16 protein-coding genes are annotated in these 13,574 nt (G+C 44.6%); 11 read left to right on the top strand and 5 right to left on the bottom strand.

Annotated features, from left to right (window positions below; translation table 11 throughout):
- Positions 1 to 3 precede the first annotated feature (3 nt).
- From tdh to glpG, 3 genes are all read left to right on the top strand, one after another.
- Positions 4 to 1,029 carry an L-threonine 3-dehydrogenase gene (gene tdh, locus AAEU32_RS09590; protein WP_421970305.1) on the top strand — a complete coding sequence of 342 codons (1,026 nt, stop codon included), beginning with the start codon at positions 4 to 6 and terminating at the stop codon, positions 1,027 to 1,029.
- 74 nt (positions 1,030 to 1,103) lie between these two features.
- The gene (gene glpE, locus AAEU32_RS09585; RefSeq protein ID WP_421970304.1) at positions 1,104 to 1,421 is read left to right on the top strand and encodes a thiosulfate sulfurtransferase GlpE; all 318 of its coding nucleotides are present in this window, start codon (positions 1,104 to 1,106) and stop codon (positions 1,419 to 1,421) included.
- On the top strand, positions 1,418 to 2,236 hold the full coding sequence (gene glpG / locus AAEU32_RS09580) for a rhomboid family intramembrane serine protease GlpG (RefSeq protein WP_421970357.1): 819 nt from the start codon (positions 1,418 to 1,420) through the stop codon (positions 2,234 to 2,236). The genes glpE and glpG overlap by 4 nt, the downstream gene beginning before the upstream one ends.
- A 28-nt stretch (positions 2,237 to 2,264) precedes the next feature.
- On the opposite strand, the gene AAEU32_RS09575 is transcribed toward glpG, so the two are convergent.
- On the bottom strand, positions 2,265 to 2,663 hold the full coding sequence (locus AAEU32_RS09575; protein WP_421970303.1) for a flagellar basal body-associated protein FliL: 399 nt from the start codon (positions 2,661 to 2,663) through the stop codon (positions 2,265 to 2,267).
- 220 nt (positions 2,664 to 2,883) lie between these two features.
- Between AAEU32_RS09575 and AAEU32_RS09570 the strand changes: the two genes are divergently transcribed.
- Entirely contained in the window at positions 2,884 to 3,429 is a 546-nt protein-coding gene (locus AAEU32_RS09570) for a chorismate--pyruvate lyase family protein (protein WP_421970302.1), read from the top strand.
- Positions 3,426 to 4,295 (top strand): 4-hydroxybenzoate octaprenyltransferase, encoded by an 870-nt coding sequence (gene ubiA / locus AAEU32_RS09565; RefSeq protein ID WP_421970301.1) that lies wholly within the window; start codon positions 3,426 to 3,428, stop codon positions 4,293 to 4,295. Before AAEU32_RS09570 ends, ubiA begins: the two co-directional genes overlap by 4 nt.
- A 39-nt stretch (positions 4,296 to 4,334) precedes the next feature.
- Here ubiA and AAEU32_RS09560 read toward each other — a convergent pair whose 3' ends face one another.
- The 3 genes from AAEU32_RS09560 to AAEU32_RS09550 form a co-directional block, all read right to left on the bottom strand.
- A complete protein-coding gene (locus AAEU32_RS09560) occupies positions 4,335 to 4,955 on the bottom strand; it encodes a 2OG-Fe(II) oxygenase (protein ID WP_421970300.1) in 621 nt (206 codons plus the stop codon).
- 86 nt (positions 4,956 to 5,041) lie between these two features.
- Positions 5,042 to 5,920: a LysR family transcriptional regulator gene (locus AAEU32_RS09555; RefSeq protein WP_421970299.1), complete on the bottom strand. Its 879-nt coding sequence runs from the start codon at positions 5,918 to 5,920 to the stop codon at positions 5,042 to 5,044.
- A 267-nt stretch (positions 5,921 to 6,187) separates the two neighbouring features.
- The gene (locus AAEU32_RS09550; protein WP_421970298.1) at positions 6,188 to 6,577 is read right to left on the bottom strand and encodes a DUF2721 domain-containing protein; all 390 of its coding nucleotides are present in this window, start codon (positions 6,575 to 6,577) and stop codon (positions 6,188 to 6,190) included.
- 206 nt (positions 6,578 to 6,783) lie between these two features.
- Between AAEU32_RS09550 and AAEU32_RS09545 the strand changes: the two genes are divergently transcribed.
- The 3 genes from AAEU32_RS09545 to AAEU32_RS09535 are packed head-to-tail and all read left to right on the top strand — an operon-like array spanning position 6,784 to position 9,133.
- Positions 6,784 to 8,226 carry a hypothetical protein gene (locus AAEU32_RS09545; protein WP_421970297.1) on the top strand — a complete coding sequence of 481 codons (1,443 nt, stop codon included), beginning with the start codon at positions 6,784 to 6,786 and terminating at the stop codon, positions 8,224 to 8,226.
- Positions 8,227 to 8,553 (top strand): putative signal transducing protein, encoded by a 327-nt coding sequence (locus AAEU32_RS09540; RefSeq protein ID WP_421970296.1) that lies wholly within the window; start codon positions 8,227 to 8,229, stop codon positions 8,551 to 8,553.
- Positions 8,540 to 9,133 carry a YjaG family protein gene (locus tag AAEU32_RS09535; RefSeq protein WP_421970356.1) on the top strand — a complete coding sequence of 198 codons (594 nt, stop codon included), beginning with the start codon at positions 8,540 to 8,542 and terminating at the stop codon, positions 9,131 to 9,133. Before AAEU32_RS09540 ends, AAEU32_RS09535 begins: the two co-directional genes overlap by 14 nt.
- A gap of 97 nt (positions 9,134 to 9,230) precedes the next feature.
- On the opposite strand, the gene rsmD is transcribed toward AAEU32_RS09535, so the two are convergent.
- On the bottom strand, positions 9,231 to 9,833 hold the full coding sequence (gene rsmD / locus AAEU32_RS09530) for a 16S rRNA (guanine(966)-N(2))-methyltransferase RsmD (RefSeq protein WP_421970295.1): 603 nt from the start codon (positions 9,831 to 9,833) through the stop codon (positions 9,231 to 9,233).
- Between the two features lie 192 nt (positions 9,834 to 10,025).
- Between rsmD and ftsY the strand changes: the two genes are divergently transcribed.
- Genes ftsY through ftsX form a run of 3 tightly spaced genes read left to right on the top strand, consistent with a single transcriptional unit; the run spans position 10,026 to position 13,456 of the window.
- Positions 10,026 to 11,762 carry a signal recognition particle-docking protein FtsY gene (ftsY, locus tag AAEU32_RS09525; protein ID WP_421970294.1) on the top strand — a complete coding sequence of 579 codons (1,737 nt, stop codon included), beginning with the start codon at positions 10,026 to 10,028 and terminating at the stop codon, positions 11,760 to 11,762.
- A gap of 30 nt (positions 11,763 to 11,792) precedes the next feature.
- Entirely contained in the window at positions 11,793 to 12,473 is a 681-nt protein-coding gene (ftsE, locus tag AAEU32_RS09520) for a cell division ATP-binding protein FtsE (RefSeq protein ID WP_421970293.1), read from the top strand.
- Positions 12,470 to 13,456, top strand: a complete 987-nt coding sequence (ftsX, locus tag AAEU32_RS09515; RefSeq protein ID WP_421970292.1) for a permease-like cell division protein FtsX — start codon at positions 12,470 to 12,472, stop codon at positions 13,454 to 13,456. The genes ftsE and ftsX overlap by 4 nt, the downstream gene beginning before the upstream one ends.
- Positions 13,457 to 13,574: the final 118 nt, after the last annotated feature.

Below are 13,574 nucleotides of genomic sequence, written 5' to 3'. Positions count from 1 at the left end.
TTGATGAAAGCATTATCAAAACTTAAAGCCGAAACGGGCATCTGGATGACCGATGCCCCAAAACCTGAAGTGGGTCATAACGATCTGCTTATAAAGATCCGTAAAACCGCTATATGCGGCACCGATGTGCACATCTACAAATGGGATGAGTGGGCGCAAAACACAATTCCTGTGCCGATGGTTGTTGGCCATGAATACGTGGGTGAAGTGGTTGATATGGGCCAAGAAGTGCGTGGTTTTGAGATTGGCGACCGTGTTTCAGGTGAAGGTCATATTACCTGTGGTCATTGCCGTAACTGTCGTGCAGGGCGTGTACACTTATGCCGTAACACCATCGGTGTGGGTGTAAACCGTGAAGGGAGTTTCGCCGAGTACCTAGTGATCCCTGCATTTAATGCCTTTAAGATCCCAGACAATATTCCAGATGAATTGGCGTCAATCTTCGACCCGTTCGGCAACGCGGTACACACAGCATTGTCTTTCGATTTAGTGGGTGAAGATGTGCTGATCACAGGTGCGGGCCCAATTGGTATTATGGCGGCGGCTGTGGCCAAGCATGTTGGTGCACGTAATGTTGTGATCACTGATATTAATGAATACCGACTTGAACTGGCATCAAAAATGGGCGCAACGCGTGCTGTGAATGTTGCCAATGAAAAGCTTGAAGATGTAATGAAAGAGCTGGGTATGACAGAAGGCTTCGATGTGGGCCTAGAAATGTCAGGTGTACCCGTTGCGTTCAATTCAATGCTCAATAACATGAATCACGGTGGCAAAATTGCCATGCTCGGTATTCCACCTTCGGACATGGCGGTTGATTGGAATCAGGTTATTTTTAAAGGTCTGGTTATCAAAGGGATTTATGGCCGTGAAATGTTTGAAACCTGGTATAAAATGGCGAGCTTGATTCAATCGGGTTTAGATATTTCACCCATTATTACTCATGAATTTAAGATTGATGACTTCCAAGAAGGCTTCGATACGATGCTGAGCGGTCAATCTGGTAAAGTGATCCTAGACTGGGCATAATCTTAAAAGCTGAGCTTTATTAAGGCGGCTTTGGCCGCCTTTGTTGTATTTAATCGTAGTTAACACGGGGCATTATGGCTTACAAACATATTTCGGTGGCGCAAACCAAAGAGCTGTTAAACAATGAAAACGTTGTGATTGCAGATATTCGCGACCCAAACTCTTTCGCCGCGGGTCACATTCCTACTGCTGAGCATTTAAGTAACAGTAATATCGGTGAATTTATGCTGCACAAAGAATATGATCAGCCCATTATCGTGGTGTGCTATCACGGTATAAGTTCGCAAGGAGCTGCTGGCTACTTAGCTGAGCAGGGCTTTGATGATGTGTACTCAATGGATGGAGGATTTGATGCATGGGCGAGACAATTCCCGGACATGGTAGAGAAATGATTGAGCTTGGCAGCACCAACAATGTGCGAGCGGCACAGGGGTTTGTTGATTACATTGGTACTCATGGTTTTCGTGGCGCATTAAAAGCGGGTGAAAATGGCCATGTGATTATTGGTGTTGCACCAGAGCACTTCCATCAAGTGCAGCCATTATGGCAAGAGTTTCAGAATCAGCCTGAACACCCTCGATACCTTGATGCAGCGTGGGAAACTGGGCGAACTGATTCGGGCTTAGTATATGGTGGGCAAAAGCTAAATTTAGTATCACGTTTCAATAAGTTAAGCTTACTGGTTAAAAGCATTAGTATTGCTAGTATCATTATTTATGCGCTGTTTTTACTGGGGCAGTTCAGTGATATTTTCCCTATATTACAATTCAAAGCGCATCAGCCACTCTCTTGGTTAACACCTTCTATTGTGCATTTTTCAGCCATTCACCTGATTTTTAATGTTCTGTGGTGGCTCACATTGGGCCCTGCTATTGAACAGCAAACGTCAAAAGTAACCTTGTTGAGCGTGTTTATTATTGGCTCCGTAGTCAGTAGTTGGGCACAGTTTTTAATGGTGGGGCCAAACTTTGGCGGCTTGTCTGGTGTCGTCTATGCGCTTGTAGGCTTTTGCTGGATTTACCCATACCTTGCTAAAACACCGATGATGCTGAGTAAAAGCATGATTGGCTTTTTATTACTGTGGCTCGCGTTTGGCTTTACCGACATGCTCATACCTATGGCCAATTGGGCTCACCTTGGAGGTTTAGCAAGCGGGATGATAATTGCGGTAGTTATGGCCCTTGGTGGGACAAAAAAAGCGACTTAATCGTCGCTTTTTTAATGTGATTCTATCATTAATGATAGAGGTACTTGGTAAAGAGCACGTCGCGTACTATGTTGTTGCCCGTCTCTTGCTGCAATAAGCTTTTCAGACGCTCATTACATTTTTGGCGTATTTCTTCTCGGCCCGTCAGGCTTTTGATCTTTTCTTCAGGCTCTTGGGAGAGGATCTCGACAATGGCATCTCTTAGTAATGGCATGTGGTGCTCAACAACTGTAATGTTGTTGACGTCCTCTAGCATCAAATCGACAGTGACACGTACATACCCTAATTTTTTACTGGATTGACTGATATAGTTGGCAACAATATCAGGCTCAAAACCATAGTAACCAACCTCGGCGCGGGCATGGGTGGGGGCAAAAGTAATGATAAAAAGAAGTACGGCGATTGTTGTTTTTAATGCAAAAGACATAAGGACGTAAGTATCTATATAAACAGAGATATCTCTATCTTAGCTTGCTTAGTGAATTATCGTCTAGGTTTATCATGTAATGAATTGCTGATATGTGCGTGTTGAAAAGTGATGCGCACGGCACGACATACCGGTACTGCAACTTTTACAACACATCTTTAGCCTAAACGTTAGCAGTGGTATGATCGCGGCGTGTTTAATCATCAATTGAGTAGTTCTTTTGTCCACATATCCGTTGTCGCTTGAGGCTAATTGGCAAGACGCAGAGAACGTCACCTTGGCTGCATCATTAGCCGATTGGCTCAAAGAGCCACACTCTTTGACTAAAAGGCTCAAATCTCAATGCCAGCATTTTGCTGTAGAGGTTATCAGCGAGCAAGTGCTTGATGCCAAACAATACCGCAGTGAATTATTTGACCCGCAGTCGGCGCACGTGCTGGTTCGTGAAGTTATTTTATTTTGCGATAACCAACCTATGGTGTATGCCCAAAGCTGGATCCCCGAACAAAGGGGGACCCACCCAAGTGTCGATTTAAGTCACTTAGGTGATAGGCCTTTGGGTGAGGTGATATTTCAGGACCCTCAGTTGTGTCGAGAGCAATTAGAAGTGGCAGATTTCACGGCTAATGACGATCTCACAAGGTTATGTAAAAGCTTTAATTTGCCTACTCAGCCCATGTGGGGCAGACGCAGTCGCTTCAATTTAACGGAGCAACATATTATGGTATGTGAAGTTTTCTTGCCCGGAGCGTACCCCTACTTATGAAATTAGCCCCTTTGCAGTGGTGTAACTGGCCTTATTACAAGCAATTAATGCGTACAGATAAGCCCATTGGTACATTCTTATTATTGTGGCCAACACTCTGGGCTTTGTGGCTGGCAGGTGCTGATTGGCCGCCCATCGATCTTGTCGCGATTTTTACGGCTGGGGTATTTGTCATGCGCAGCGCTGGCTGTGTGATTAATGATTTTGCTGATCGAAAAGTCGATGGCGCCGTGGCGCGTACTAAAGGGCGCCCTTTGGCTGCGGGTAAGGTGGTTGCGGGCGAGGCACTGAGTTTGTTTGCCTTGCTTATTGTTATCGCCTTTGCATTAGTGCTATTGCTGAATTGGCAAACCATCTTGTTTTCGTTTGCTGCGCTTGCTTTAGCTGCGTGTTATCCGTTTATGAAGCGCTACACTCATTTTCCTCAAGTGGTGTTAGGCGCAGCCTTTAGTTGGGCCATTCCAATGGCTTATATGGCTACTATTGAGACTTTACCATTGCAGGCGTGGCTTATATTCATTGCAAACATACTGTGGACGGTGGCCTACGATACCCTCTATGCAATGGTCGATAGAGATGACGATGTGAAAGTGGGAATTAAATCCACAGCTATTTTGTTTGGCCGATACGATCTACTAATAGTGAGCATCTTGTATGTATTGTTTGTTGCTATTTTGGCGTACATTGGTGTGAGCACTGCGGCGTTTTGGCCATATTGGCTGGGGCTAGGCACCGCTTCTTTGCTGTTAATAAAACAAGTATTTCACTGTCGTACGCGTGACAAAGAAGCATGCTTTAAAGCATTTTTGAACAATCACTACGTGGGCATGGTTATCTTTTTTGGACTGGCGATTAGTTTACTGTAGCGCTGTAAATTGAGCGCCGATTTAGCTCGGCGCCCATCGTCATTTGGGTGGATCTATAATGCCGCCGATTGATGCATTCTTTCTGAACCATCCGGCAATGGAAAAGCGCTCTTCTTTGGCAGGTAACACCTCATGGATGAAGCGTTCACTTTCAAAGACCACTAAAGTACCAGCGCGTGGTGACACTCGCTGCAGCACTTCTTTCGATCTTGGTTTGTAGATAATTAATTCCCCACCTTCACTGGGCGTATTTAAGTAATAAACAGTGGTTATCACTCGGTTTGAGCGCCCTTTAAATGCATCGTAGTGCTTCTTGTAGAAATCACCTACTTTGTAATAGGCAAAGTGGCATTCGTAATCAAATAAGCCAAGAAAGAATTGTCTATTTATTAGTTGTCGCAAGCTCTCCATCACACACAAGTAATCGCGCTCCGATTGACACTCGCCACTGAACCACAAAGTCTTGTCTTTGCGAATGTCATTGTTGAGTTGTAATTCACTATCTCGGCCTATTGCCGCAGGGGAAAATTTACTTAGCTGCGTGCGTGCGGTTGTGTAAAGTTGCTGAGTAAGCCCAGGTTCCATCGCCTGTTCAATAATCGCGTATCCTTGGTTATAAACATCCTCCAAGATACGTTCAAATAGCAATTCTGTGTTCACATAGGTAGGTCTGAAATTTAGGGTGGCCAAGTATACGCCCTAATAGTAAAACCCGTGAACAAAAATTCACTGTATCGGTATTATTTTTAAGCGGACAAGGTCGTGCCCGTGAATAATGACACTAGGTTGTTCACATGCACATTATCTGCTGTGTGTTCACCTGTTTTAATTATGAGGTCATTACTGACTTGAGGTGCTTGCTCAAATGTTATTTGCACAAGCTCGTCGTGGAGCTCGATTCTTTCTAAGTGCTCAGGTGTTGCAATGGCTATGGCATTGCCTTGGCGTACATAATTAATAATTTCGTTAATACTGCCCAGACGAATGTCGTTCGATTTGTGCATTTCCTTTACCGCTTCTTCTAGTCGCGCCTGCAAGCTAAGAGTTTGAGAAAAGCACCCAAGTAAAGGGCAGTGTTGCAAGGTTATAGTGCTGACACTTTGGGTCGCAGCAAGAGGGTGGCTATTGTGCACAAATATCACTAAACCGTGAGTAAAGTGTGCTCTCATTGCGCCATCTGTTGCGGTGTTTTTATTTATGTATAGGTCGATATCGGCGTTTTGTAGCAGGGTGTCCAGCACATCTTTAGAGTACAAGCGCATGTTCACTTTTACATCCGGATGACGAGCCATAAATTGTGCACATAATGACACTTGTTCAACTGCTGCAAATGTGTAGCCGATAGTCACGTTTTGACTATCGTTTAATTGGAGGTTGTCTAAATGTTTGCGGGTATCGTGATAACTCTCAAGAGTATTCTGACAAAACTTCAAGAAACGTTCACCTTCTCGAGTAAGCACTACAGAACGAGTAGAGCGGCTTACTAACTGGTGGCCGACTTCTTCTTCAAGTGTTTGAATGCTACGAGTCAGAGCTGATGTACTGATGTTTGTCTGCTCCGCTGTTTGACGAAAGTGGCGCAGCGAACCCAACGCTAAAAATTGCTTTAACTGTTCAAATCGCACTTTTAAGTCCTTTTAATTATATGTGCTTCGTGGTGAAGTTTTGCTGTTCCCAATAATACTACATCACACAGTATAGATTCAACGTACATTCCATTGGTATTGCATAGATAAGTTAAAGACATGGACGAACCATGTCATTGCGTCTTTTTGATTCGTGAATAATCACCAAAGAAGATTAATTTATGTTTATGGCTTTTTTCTCCAATTTTACGGTGACGATTATATTTTATCTTGTACCTATTATAAGTAATTTTTAGGTCAGTTTAATTACTTCTTTTGACCTATGGACTCAAGCTCAATTTCAATGGCATCACAAGAGATACGTATTTCATATAACGACGTTAGCAAAGAGATAATTAATGCGACTAAACTGGCACCAAATAATCCTGTTCCAACAAGGGGAATTTCAACAAATAAGGCGAACATAGCCAGAGTGCAAAACAAAAATGAAGCGACCCCCCAGCCTTGCATTGTACGTATCAAACGTATGCGTTTCCCTAGGTTATCTATCTGTTTGGTGACAAAGGGGCGCACCTGATCGCCCTCACGTGCATTTAGCTCTCTAATTAATTGCGCCAATACTAAAAAGCGGTTGGTATACGCTAAAAGTAGTAGAGATATAGCAGGGAATAATAGAGCTGGAGTGGTTAATGTCATCTTATTTCCATCATTTAGGTATATAATTAGAGAATGTTAACTATAAGCTAGACATTTTTACAATTTGCAGGCTTAATATTAACAATTTTGCTCGTCGACCTGAAAGTAAGGTAAAAGGCGAGATTAATCAAGCATCTGTAGGTGCAAGTAGTCGCTTAGAATTAGCTGATAAAAGTAATAAAAAAGGCTATGCAATAGGGGGAACAATGGCTATCAATAATGGTAAACCTCACCATGATGAGGCACCAGATAAATTGGCGCATGAGTTCGCGCACCAGTGCGCAAGTTTATTAAACGTTGAGCCAGAGCAGTTAACCAAAGCCTTGGTTGAGTCATCTCGCGATTCGCAAATGAACCAGTTAGTGTCACAGCTGAGCCAACAGTTGAACGTGGCCTTGGTTGCCGCCCAGCTTAGTCATCAAAGCGATGCGCCTAGTGCTCAAGCTCAAGAATTACAAGCGGAGTTAGCTGCGTTAAAAGAAAGATACGCAAAGCAAAACAAGCAACTTCTTGAAGCACAACAAGAAAACGCCCAATATGCCGATGAGCATGTGCAACTAAAGCAAAAGCAACACGAGCTTGCAGCGTTAAAGCACCGACTAACAGAGCTTGAGAGCGACCATTTTAATTCTCAAGGCGAGCGTGATGAACTGCATGATGTCATGAGTGAGTTGCGTGAGCAAAAAGTAGCGCTTGAAAAAGAAAACAAAGCACTCAAAGAAGCACTCGAAGGCCAAAGGCAAAGTAATGCTGCATGGCAGGAAAAGTTAAAGGACATTACAGAGCAGCAGCAATATAGCGCACAAGCCGCCGAGCAACTTGAAGAGCTCAAAGGTGAAAATGAAGCTATCTCTGAGCAACTTGCTCATTACGAGCAACTCGTTAGTCGACAGAACCAGCAGTTATCTGAGCTATCTGAGCGGTTAAATGAATCTTCTGAAGAAGGTGAAAACCAGCAAATGATGGTTCAGCGTCTTAAAAACTTATGTGAAGAGTTACGTGAACAATTAACTGCGGAGCAAGCGCAGCGCGCTCAGCAAGAGCAAGCTAACGAAACGCTTAGCGCGCAATTATCTAGTGTTGAGTCTGAACAGCAGAATATCGCGCAGCAGTATCAGCAGTCGCAGCAGGAAGTGACCTCACTCAATGAGCGTTTAGCGAAAATTGACGAGCTCAAACAACAGCTTGATCAGCAAGCTGATGAACACCAGCAAGCGCTAAAAGAACAAGCCAAGCAACAGCTAGGGTTATTCAAAAAAGAGCAAGAAGCGTGGCAGCAACAACATGACGAGTTGACGCAGCGTCTTAGTGAACTTGAGAATCAAAACCAGCAGCTTGATAGCGAAAAAGCGTCTCTTAGTTCAGAGTTAGAGCAAATACAGCAGCGTAGCGCTAAAGAAGCGAGTGATATTGAGCGTCTTAGTGCGCAAGTTGAAGAGCTGCGAGCTCGCCACAGCGATGAACAACAGCGTAATGAAAGTTTACGTTCACGCTTTGATAGTGATTCGAAGCAAGCGCGCCAAGCGTTCGACTCTTTGCGTTCAGAGCATCTTGAGCTTAAGAGCGAGTTAGAACAAGCTCAAGAGAAGATGATGGAATACAAACTCAAATTTGATTATGCCCAAAAGCAGCTGCAAAGCGGTTCGTAAATGAGTTTTGAGTGGGTGAAGGCCTTTGACGCTGAGCATAGCGTCGAGGCCAACATTGTAAAAGGCATGCTTGAGCATGCAGGGATCCACTGCCACCTCAGAGGCGAAGCCCTACAGGGCGCGCTCGGTGAAATCCCGTTTACCGAAGCGTCTGTTAGCGTATGGGTTTATGAGATAAAACTGCCCGCAGCCCGCGAAATCTTGCTAGAATACCGCCAATCGAAAACATCAACACAAAAGTGGCAGTGTGATTCCTGTAAGCAATGGAATCCAGAAAGCTTCGATTTGTGTTGGTCTTGTATGAAAGAGCATGATGAACAAGCCTAATAATTTTCAACGTATTCGCGAATTAAACACAGTGCAAAAGGCGTCTTTAGCAGCAGCCTTACTTGAGCGAATGTTGCCAAACTACACGTTGTTCAGTGAAGCGCTTGAATTTGGTGAGCCTGAAGTACTACAAAATGCATTGGCATTATGCTGGGAAAAAATACTCCTCCCAAAAAGCAAAATCAGCATTGAAAAGCTGGTAGAGAAAATTGAGCCTAATGTGCCAGAAGTCAATGATTTTGATGTGTTTGGTGTTTACCCAGCGATTGACGCAGCAACTGCTTTACTCACCTTGCTACATGGTATTCAAAGCAAAGACGATCAGGATTATGTGAGTGTGTGCAAAATCGCTCAGGGGACAGTTGCACGCGTAATCGAATATCAATTTGAAGTACAAGAGCAAAATTACACCGCCAAAGATGTTAATCAGCACCCATTGATGGAATATGAAATTGAAGTGCTCAGCGAGTTGATTGATTTTGTAGAGCAAATGGGACGAGTGGATAAAGACAATGCCAAAGAGCTACGTAAATTGGCTATTGCTGATGGACAAACTAATATCGGCGTAGAAATCGCGTAATTGTTATCAAAATCGCTGAGAGTATCTTTTGCACACTATGACAAAAGCTCTCAGCCTTTGATTTTCAGAACATTCATTCCTCAAAGAGCAAGGTGCCCTAGTTGCGGCGATACAGTCGACACCAAACTTGACCCGCTACCTTTTCCTTAAAGAGCTGCCAATTAGCAGGCGCGCTAAAGTCTTGGTTATCACTTTCAACTTCAACGTAAACCAGCGCCTGTTCACTTAACCAGTTATTCTCTTCTAAAGCTTCACAGCAAGGCGTGCTGAGATTTTGATTGAACGGGGGGTCAACAAACACCAAATCGAAGCTTTGTTGTGCCATTTGCTGAACAAATGTAATTGCATTTGTATTGATGATGTCAACATTACTGAGTTTGAGTAACTGCGCATTCTCTTCTAATTGTTTGGCCGCCGTGTTGTCCAGCTCAATGAGTGTCGCTTTAGCCGCAAATCGTGAGAGAGCTTCAAATCCTAAACTTCCTGCACCGGCAAAGCAGTCCAGTACATTCGCATCTCGTACATCCATCATTAGCCAGTTAAAAACAGTTTCTTTGACGCGATCTGTGGTTGGGCGAAGGCCGGTAACGTCATGCACAGGGAGCTTTCTCCCTCGATGTTGTCCGCCTATGATTCGGATCTGCCCACTAGGAGCCTTACTGTGATGGCTTTTTTGAGGTGTTTTTTTTCTGCCGCGCATGGATTTACTCACTTATGCTTTTTCCATCTGCTGGGAAAATGATAATATAACGCGCAATTATAAATAATATTTGTGCCCAGCAACAGCAACCATCGAATGGGTGTAATGCCAATTGCATTAATTGCTTGGGGAATTATTCGTTCGTTTTTATTCTTTTGTGCGCATAGAGTGTGAGTTTTACGGTTTCAAATTATGGCTAAAAAAAGTAAGTTTTTATCTTGGTTCGGTTTAGGGAAAAAAGAAGAGCAAGCAACCCCTCAAGAACAACAAGCACAAACACAAGAACATACAACAGCTAAAGAGCAAGAGCTCCAGGCTGAGCAAGTGCGTCAAGCACAAGAAGCGCGTTTAGAAGCCGAGCGCGCAGAACAAGAGCGCCAAGCAGAGCAAGCGCGTTTAGAGGCTGATCGTGCAGAACAAGAACGCCAAGCTGAGCAAGCGCGTTTAGAAGCCGAGCGTGCAGAGCAAGAGCGCCAAGCCGAGCAAGCGCGTGTAGAGGCAGAGCGTGCAGAGCAAGAACGTCAAGCGGAGCAAGCGCGTTTAGAAGCCGAGCGTGCAGAGCAAGAGCACCAAGCAGAGCAAGCGCGTTTAGAAGCTGAGCGTGCAGAGCAAGAGCGCCAAGCGGAGCAAGCGCGTTTAGAAGCCGAGCGTGCAGAGCAAGAGCGCCAAGCGGAACAAGCGCGTTTTGAAGCTGAGCGTGCAGAGCAAGAGCGCCAAGCTGAGCAAGCGCCTTTAGAAGCCGAGCGTGCAGAACAAGAACGCCAAGCGGAAGAGGCGCGTTTAGAAGCTGAGCGTGCAGAGCAAGAGCGCCAAGCGGAAGAGACGCGTTTAGAAGCTGAGCGTGCAGAGCAAGAGCGTCAAGCGGAGCAAGTGCGTTTAGAAGCTGAGCGTGTAGAGCAAGAGCGCCAAGCGGAGCAAGCGCGTTTAGAAGCTGAGCGTGCAGAGCAAGAAAGCCTAGCTGAGCAAGTAAAAGAAGAGGCGATACAACAAGAACAACCTCCTCAAAAGAAAGGTTTTTTCTCACGCTTAAAGCAAGGGCTACTGAAGACTAAGTCCAATATCGGCTCTGGATTCGCGTCTCTTTTTGTCGGTAAAAAAATTGACGATGATCTTTTTGAAGAGCTTGAAACGCAATTGCTTACTGCGGATGTCGGTGTTGATACAACGGTGAAGTTAATTGATAACCTCACCGACGCAGCAGATAGAAAGCAGCTAAAAGATGGTGATGCCCTTTTTGAGCTTATGAAGCAAGAAATGGGTGACATGCTCAAAAGTGCTGAGCAGCCTTTGGAGATTGACAAAAAAGATGGCCCATTTGTCATTCTCATGGTCGGGGTCAATGGGGTAGGTAAAACGACCACCATAGGTAAATTGGCCAAGCAATATCAGCAGCAAGGCAAGTCAGTCATGTTGGCAGCCGGTGACACGTTTAGGGCCGCGGCGGTGGAGCAGTTACAAGTTTGGGGTGAGCGTAACAACATTCCAGTGATTGCTCAGCATACAGGTGCAGATAGCGCATCAGTGGTTTTTGATGCTCTACAGGCTGCAAAAGCACGAAACGTAGATGTGCTTATTGCTGATACCGCAGGACGTTTGCAAAATAAAGATAACCTGATGCAAGAGTTAGAGAAAATTGCTCGAGTTATGAAGAAGATAGACGCAGATGCACCACATGAAGTAATGTTGACCATTGACGCAGGAACAGGTCAAAATGCCATTAGTCAGGTGAAGTTGTTTGATAAAGCAGTGGGGCTTACCGGTATCACCCTCACAAAGCTTGATGGAACGGCTAAAGGTGGTGTGATCTTCGCAATCGCTGATCAGTTCAAAACACCTATTCGCTACATCGGTGTGGGTGAAGGCATAGACGATTTGCGAACATTTAACAGTGACGACTTTATTGACGCATTATTTAGCGGTGAACAATAACGCGCACTTCACATTGGGAAAACAATAATAATGATAAAATTCCAAGAGGTGAGTAAGACCTATCCAGGTGGCCATAGAGCGTTAGAAAAGGTGAGCTTCCACATTGAAAAAGGAGAGCTCGCTTTTCTCACTGGTCACAGTGGTGCAGGTAAAAGTACGTTACTCAAACTAATTAGTTTGATGGAGCGCCCATCAGCAGGGAGTGTAGCAATTAATGGCGTTGATTTAGGCGCGATTAAACAAGACCAAATCCCTTATGTGCGTAGAGACATCGGCATAATCTTTCAAAATCATCGCTTGCTGGATCGTTACTCGGTATTTGATAACGTGGCATTGCCCTTGATTATTGAAGGTGCCCACCGTAAAAAAATTGAGAAACGCGTCAGTGCTGCCTTAGAAAAAGTGGGCTTAGCCGATAAAGCGCGTTGTAGCCCCCATACCCTTTCTGGCGGTGAGCAGCAACGTGTCGGCATCGCCAGAGCGATAGTTAACTCACCCCCGCTACTATTAGCTGATGAGCCAACTGGTAACCTTGACCCTGAGTTATCAATGGAAATATTGAGCCTGTTTGAAGATTTTAATAAGCATGGCACTTCTGTACTCATTGCGACTCATGATTTGGGGCTGATCGCTCGTATGAAATATCGCAGCCTCACTCTTAAAAATGGCCGGTTGTTAAACGATCCTCTCGCAGAGGAGGCAAAGTTATGAGTTTGCTATTTAAAGGCCGTGAAACAGAATATCAGCGTAAAGGCCATTCATTTTTCACCCGCATGTATTTTGGTATTTTCAATTTTATCCGCCAAGGTGTGCAAAGTTTGGGGGAAATGTGGCGTACTCCCGGCGCATCGTTGATGACCATCTTAGTGCTAGGACTGAGCCTAACCTTGCCGTCGACGCTCTATCTGGTGGTAAAGAATGTGCAAAAAGTCAGTAGTGGCTTTGAGAATGCCGCAGAGATATCGCTATTTGTGAAGCAGGGGATGAATGAGCAACAGACTCAGACTTTGGTTAAAAGGCTGGCGCTGTTTTCTGAAGTAGAAGAAGTGCGCTTTATTAGTAAAAGCGATGCCTTAGAAGAGTTTAAACAGGTTTCTGGTTTTGCTAACGCCCTTGATTATTTGGATGAAAACCCGCTACCAGATGTGGTGCTCGTTACTCCAACAGAGCGCCATCGCAGCCCTAGTTCAGCCAAAGCGCTGCTCAATAAGTTGCAACAAGAACGCGAAGTAGATTTTGGCAAACTCGACATAGAGTGGCTAGAACGGCTCAATGCCATTCTTAACTTGCTCAAAGAGAGCGTTATCACTATTGCTTTTTTACTGTTGAGTTCAGTGATTCTTATCATCGGCAACACGATTCGTTTGTCTATTATGGATAAGCGCAATGAAATCCAAGTGATGAAACTCGTAGGTGCAACCAATGGTTTTATTCAGTCACCCTTTTTATGGACTGGTATTTGGTATGGTGTTATCGGTGGATTAGTCGCGCTTATCTGCAACCTATTGATGATGTGGTGGCTTGAGTCCGCGGTCGAGAAAGTTACAGGCATATATCAATCAAACTTCATCCTTCAGGGCTTAAACGCGCAAGAGTTTCTTACTCTTATTGCTTTGGCTGTGATCCTTGGGTTTAGTGGTTCGTATTTATCAGTGCGCCGCTATATCAAAGAGATTGAACCTGACAAAGTGTAATAATTACGCAGCGGGCAGGGTGAGCTGCTAAGCTATTTGTCGGCTGCTAATTTTACTTAACCACAATGATACCAATCAATTTAAATAGCTAATTGTTCTAGCGGGTTAATATCGTGCT

It is taken from the genome of Pseudoalteromonas maris (genome assembly GCF_049257235.1).
In the GTDB taxonomy this organism is placed as follows: domain Bacteria; phylum Pseudomonadota; class Gammaproteobacteria; order Enterobacterales; family Alteromonadaceae; genus Pseudoalteromonas.
This window is presented reverse-complemented; position numbering and strand designations above follow the sequence as displayed.

Bases quoted from the DNA above. Each gene is read 5' to 3' on its own strand.
- tdh (WP_421970305.1), top strand. From the start codon at position 4: ATGAAAGCATTATCAAAACTTAAAGCCGAAACGGGCATCTGGATGACC.
- glpE (WP_421970304.1), top strand. From the start codon at position 1,104: ATGGCTTACAAACATATTTCGGTGGCGCAAACCAAAGAGCTGTTAAAC.
- glpG (WP_421970357.1), top strand. From the start codon at position 1,418: ATGATTGAGCTTGGCAGCACCAACAATGTGCGAGCGGCACAGGGGTTT.
- AAEU32_RS09575 (WP_421970303.1), bottom strand. From the start codon at position 2,663: ATGTCTTTTGCATTAAAAACAACAATCGCCGTACTTCTTTTTATCATT.
- ubiA (WP_421970301.1), top strand. From the start codon at position 3,426: ATGAAATTAGCCCCTTTGCAGTGGTGTAACTGGCCTTATTACAAGCAA.
- AAEU32_RS09550 (WP_421970298.1), bottom strand. From the start codon at position 6,577: ATGACATTAACCACTCCAGCTCTATTATTCCCTGCTATATCTCTACTA.
- AAEU32_RS09545 (WP_421970297.1), top strand. From the start codon at position 6,784: ATGGCTATCAATAATGGTAAACCTCACCATGATGAGGCACCAGATAAA.
- AAEU32_RS09540 (WP_421970296.1), top strand. From the start codon at position 8,227: ATGAGTTTTGAGTGGGTGAAGGCCTTTGACGCTGAGCATAGCGTCGAG.
- AAEU32_RS09535 (WP_421970356.1), top strand. From the start codon at position 8,540: ATGAACAAGCCTAATAATTTTCAACGTATTCGCGAATTAAACACAGTG.
- rsmD (WP_421970295.1), bottom strand. From the start codon at position 9,833: ATGCGCGGCAGAAAAAAAACACCTCAAAAAAGCCATCACAGTAAGGCT.
- ftsY (WP_421970294.1), top strand. From the start codon at position 10,026: ATGGCTAAAAAAAGTAAGTTTTTATCTTGGTTCGGTTTAGGGAAAAAA.
- ftsE (WP_421970293.1), top strand. From the start codon at position 11,793: ATGATAAAATTCCAAGAGGTGAGTAAGACCTATCCAGGTGGCCATAGA.
- ftsX (WP_421970292.1), top strand. From the start codon at position 12,470: ATGAGTTTGCTATTTAAAGGCCGTGAAACAGAATATCAGCGTAAAGGC.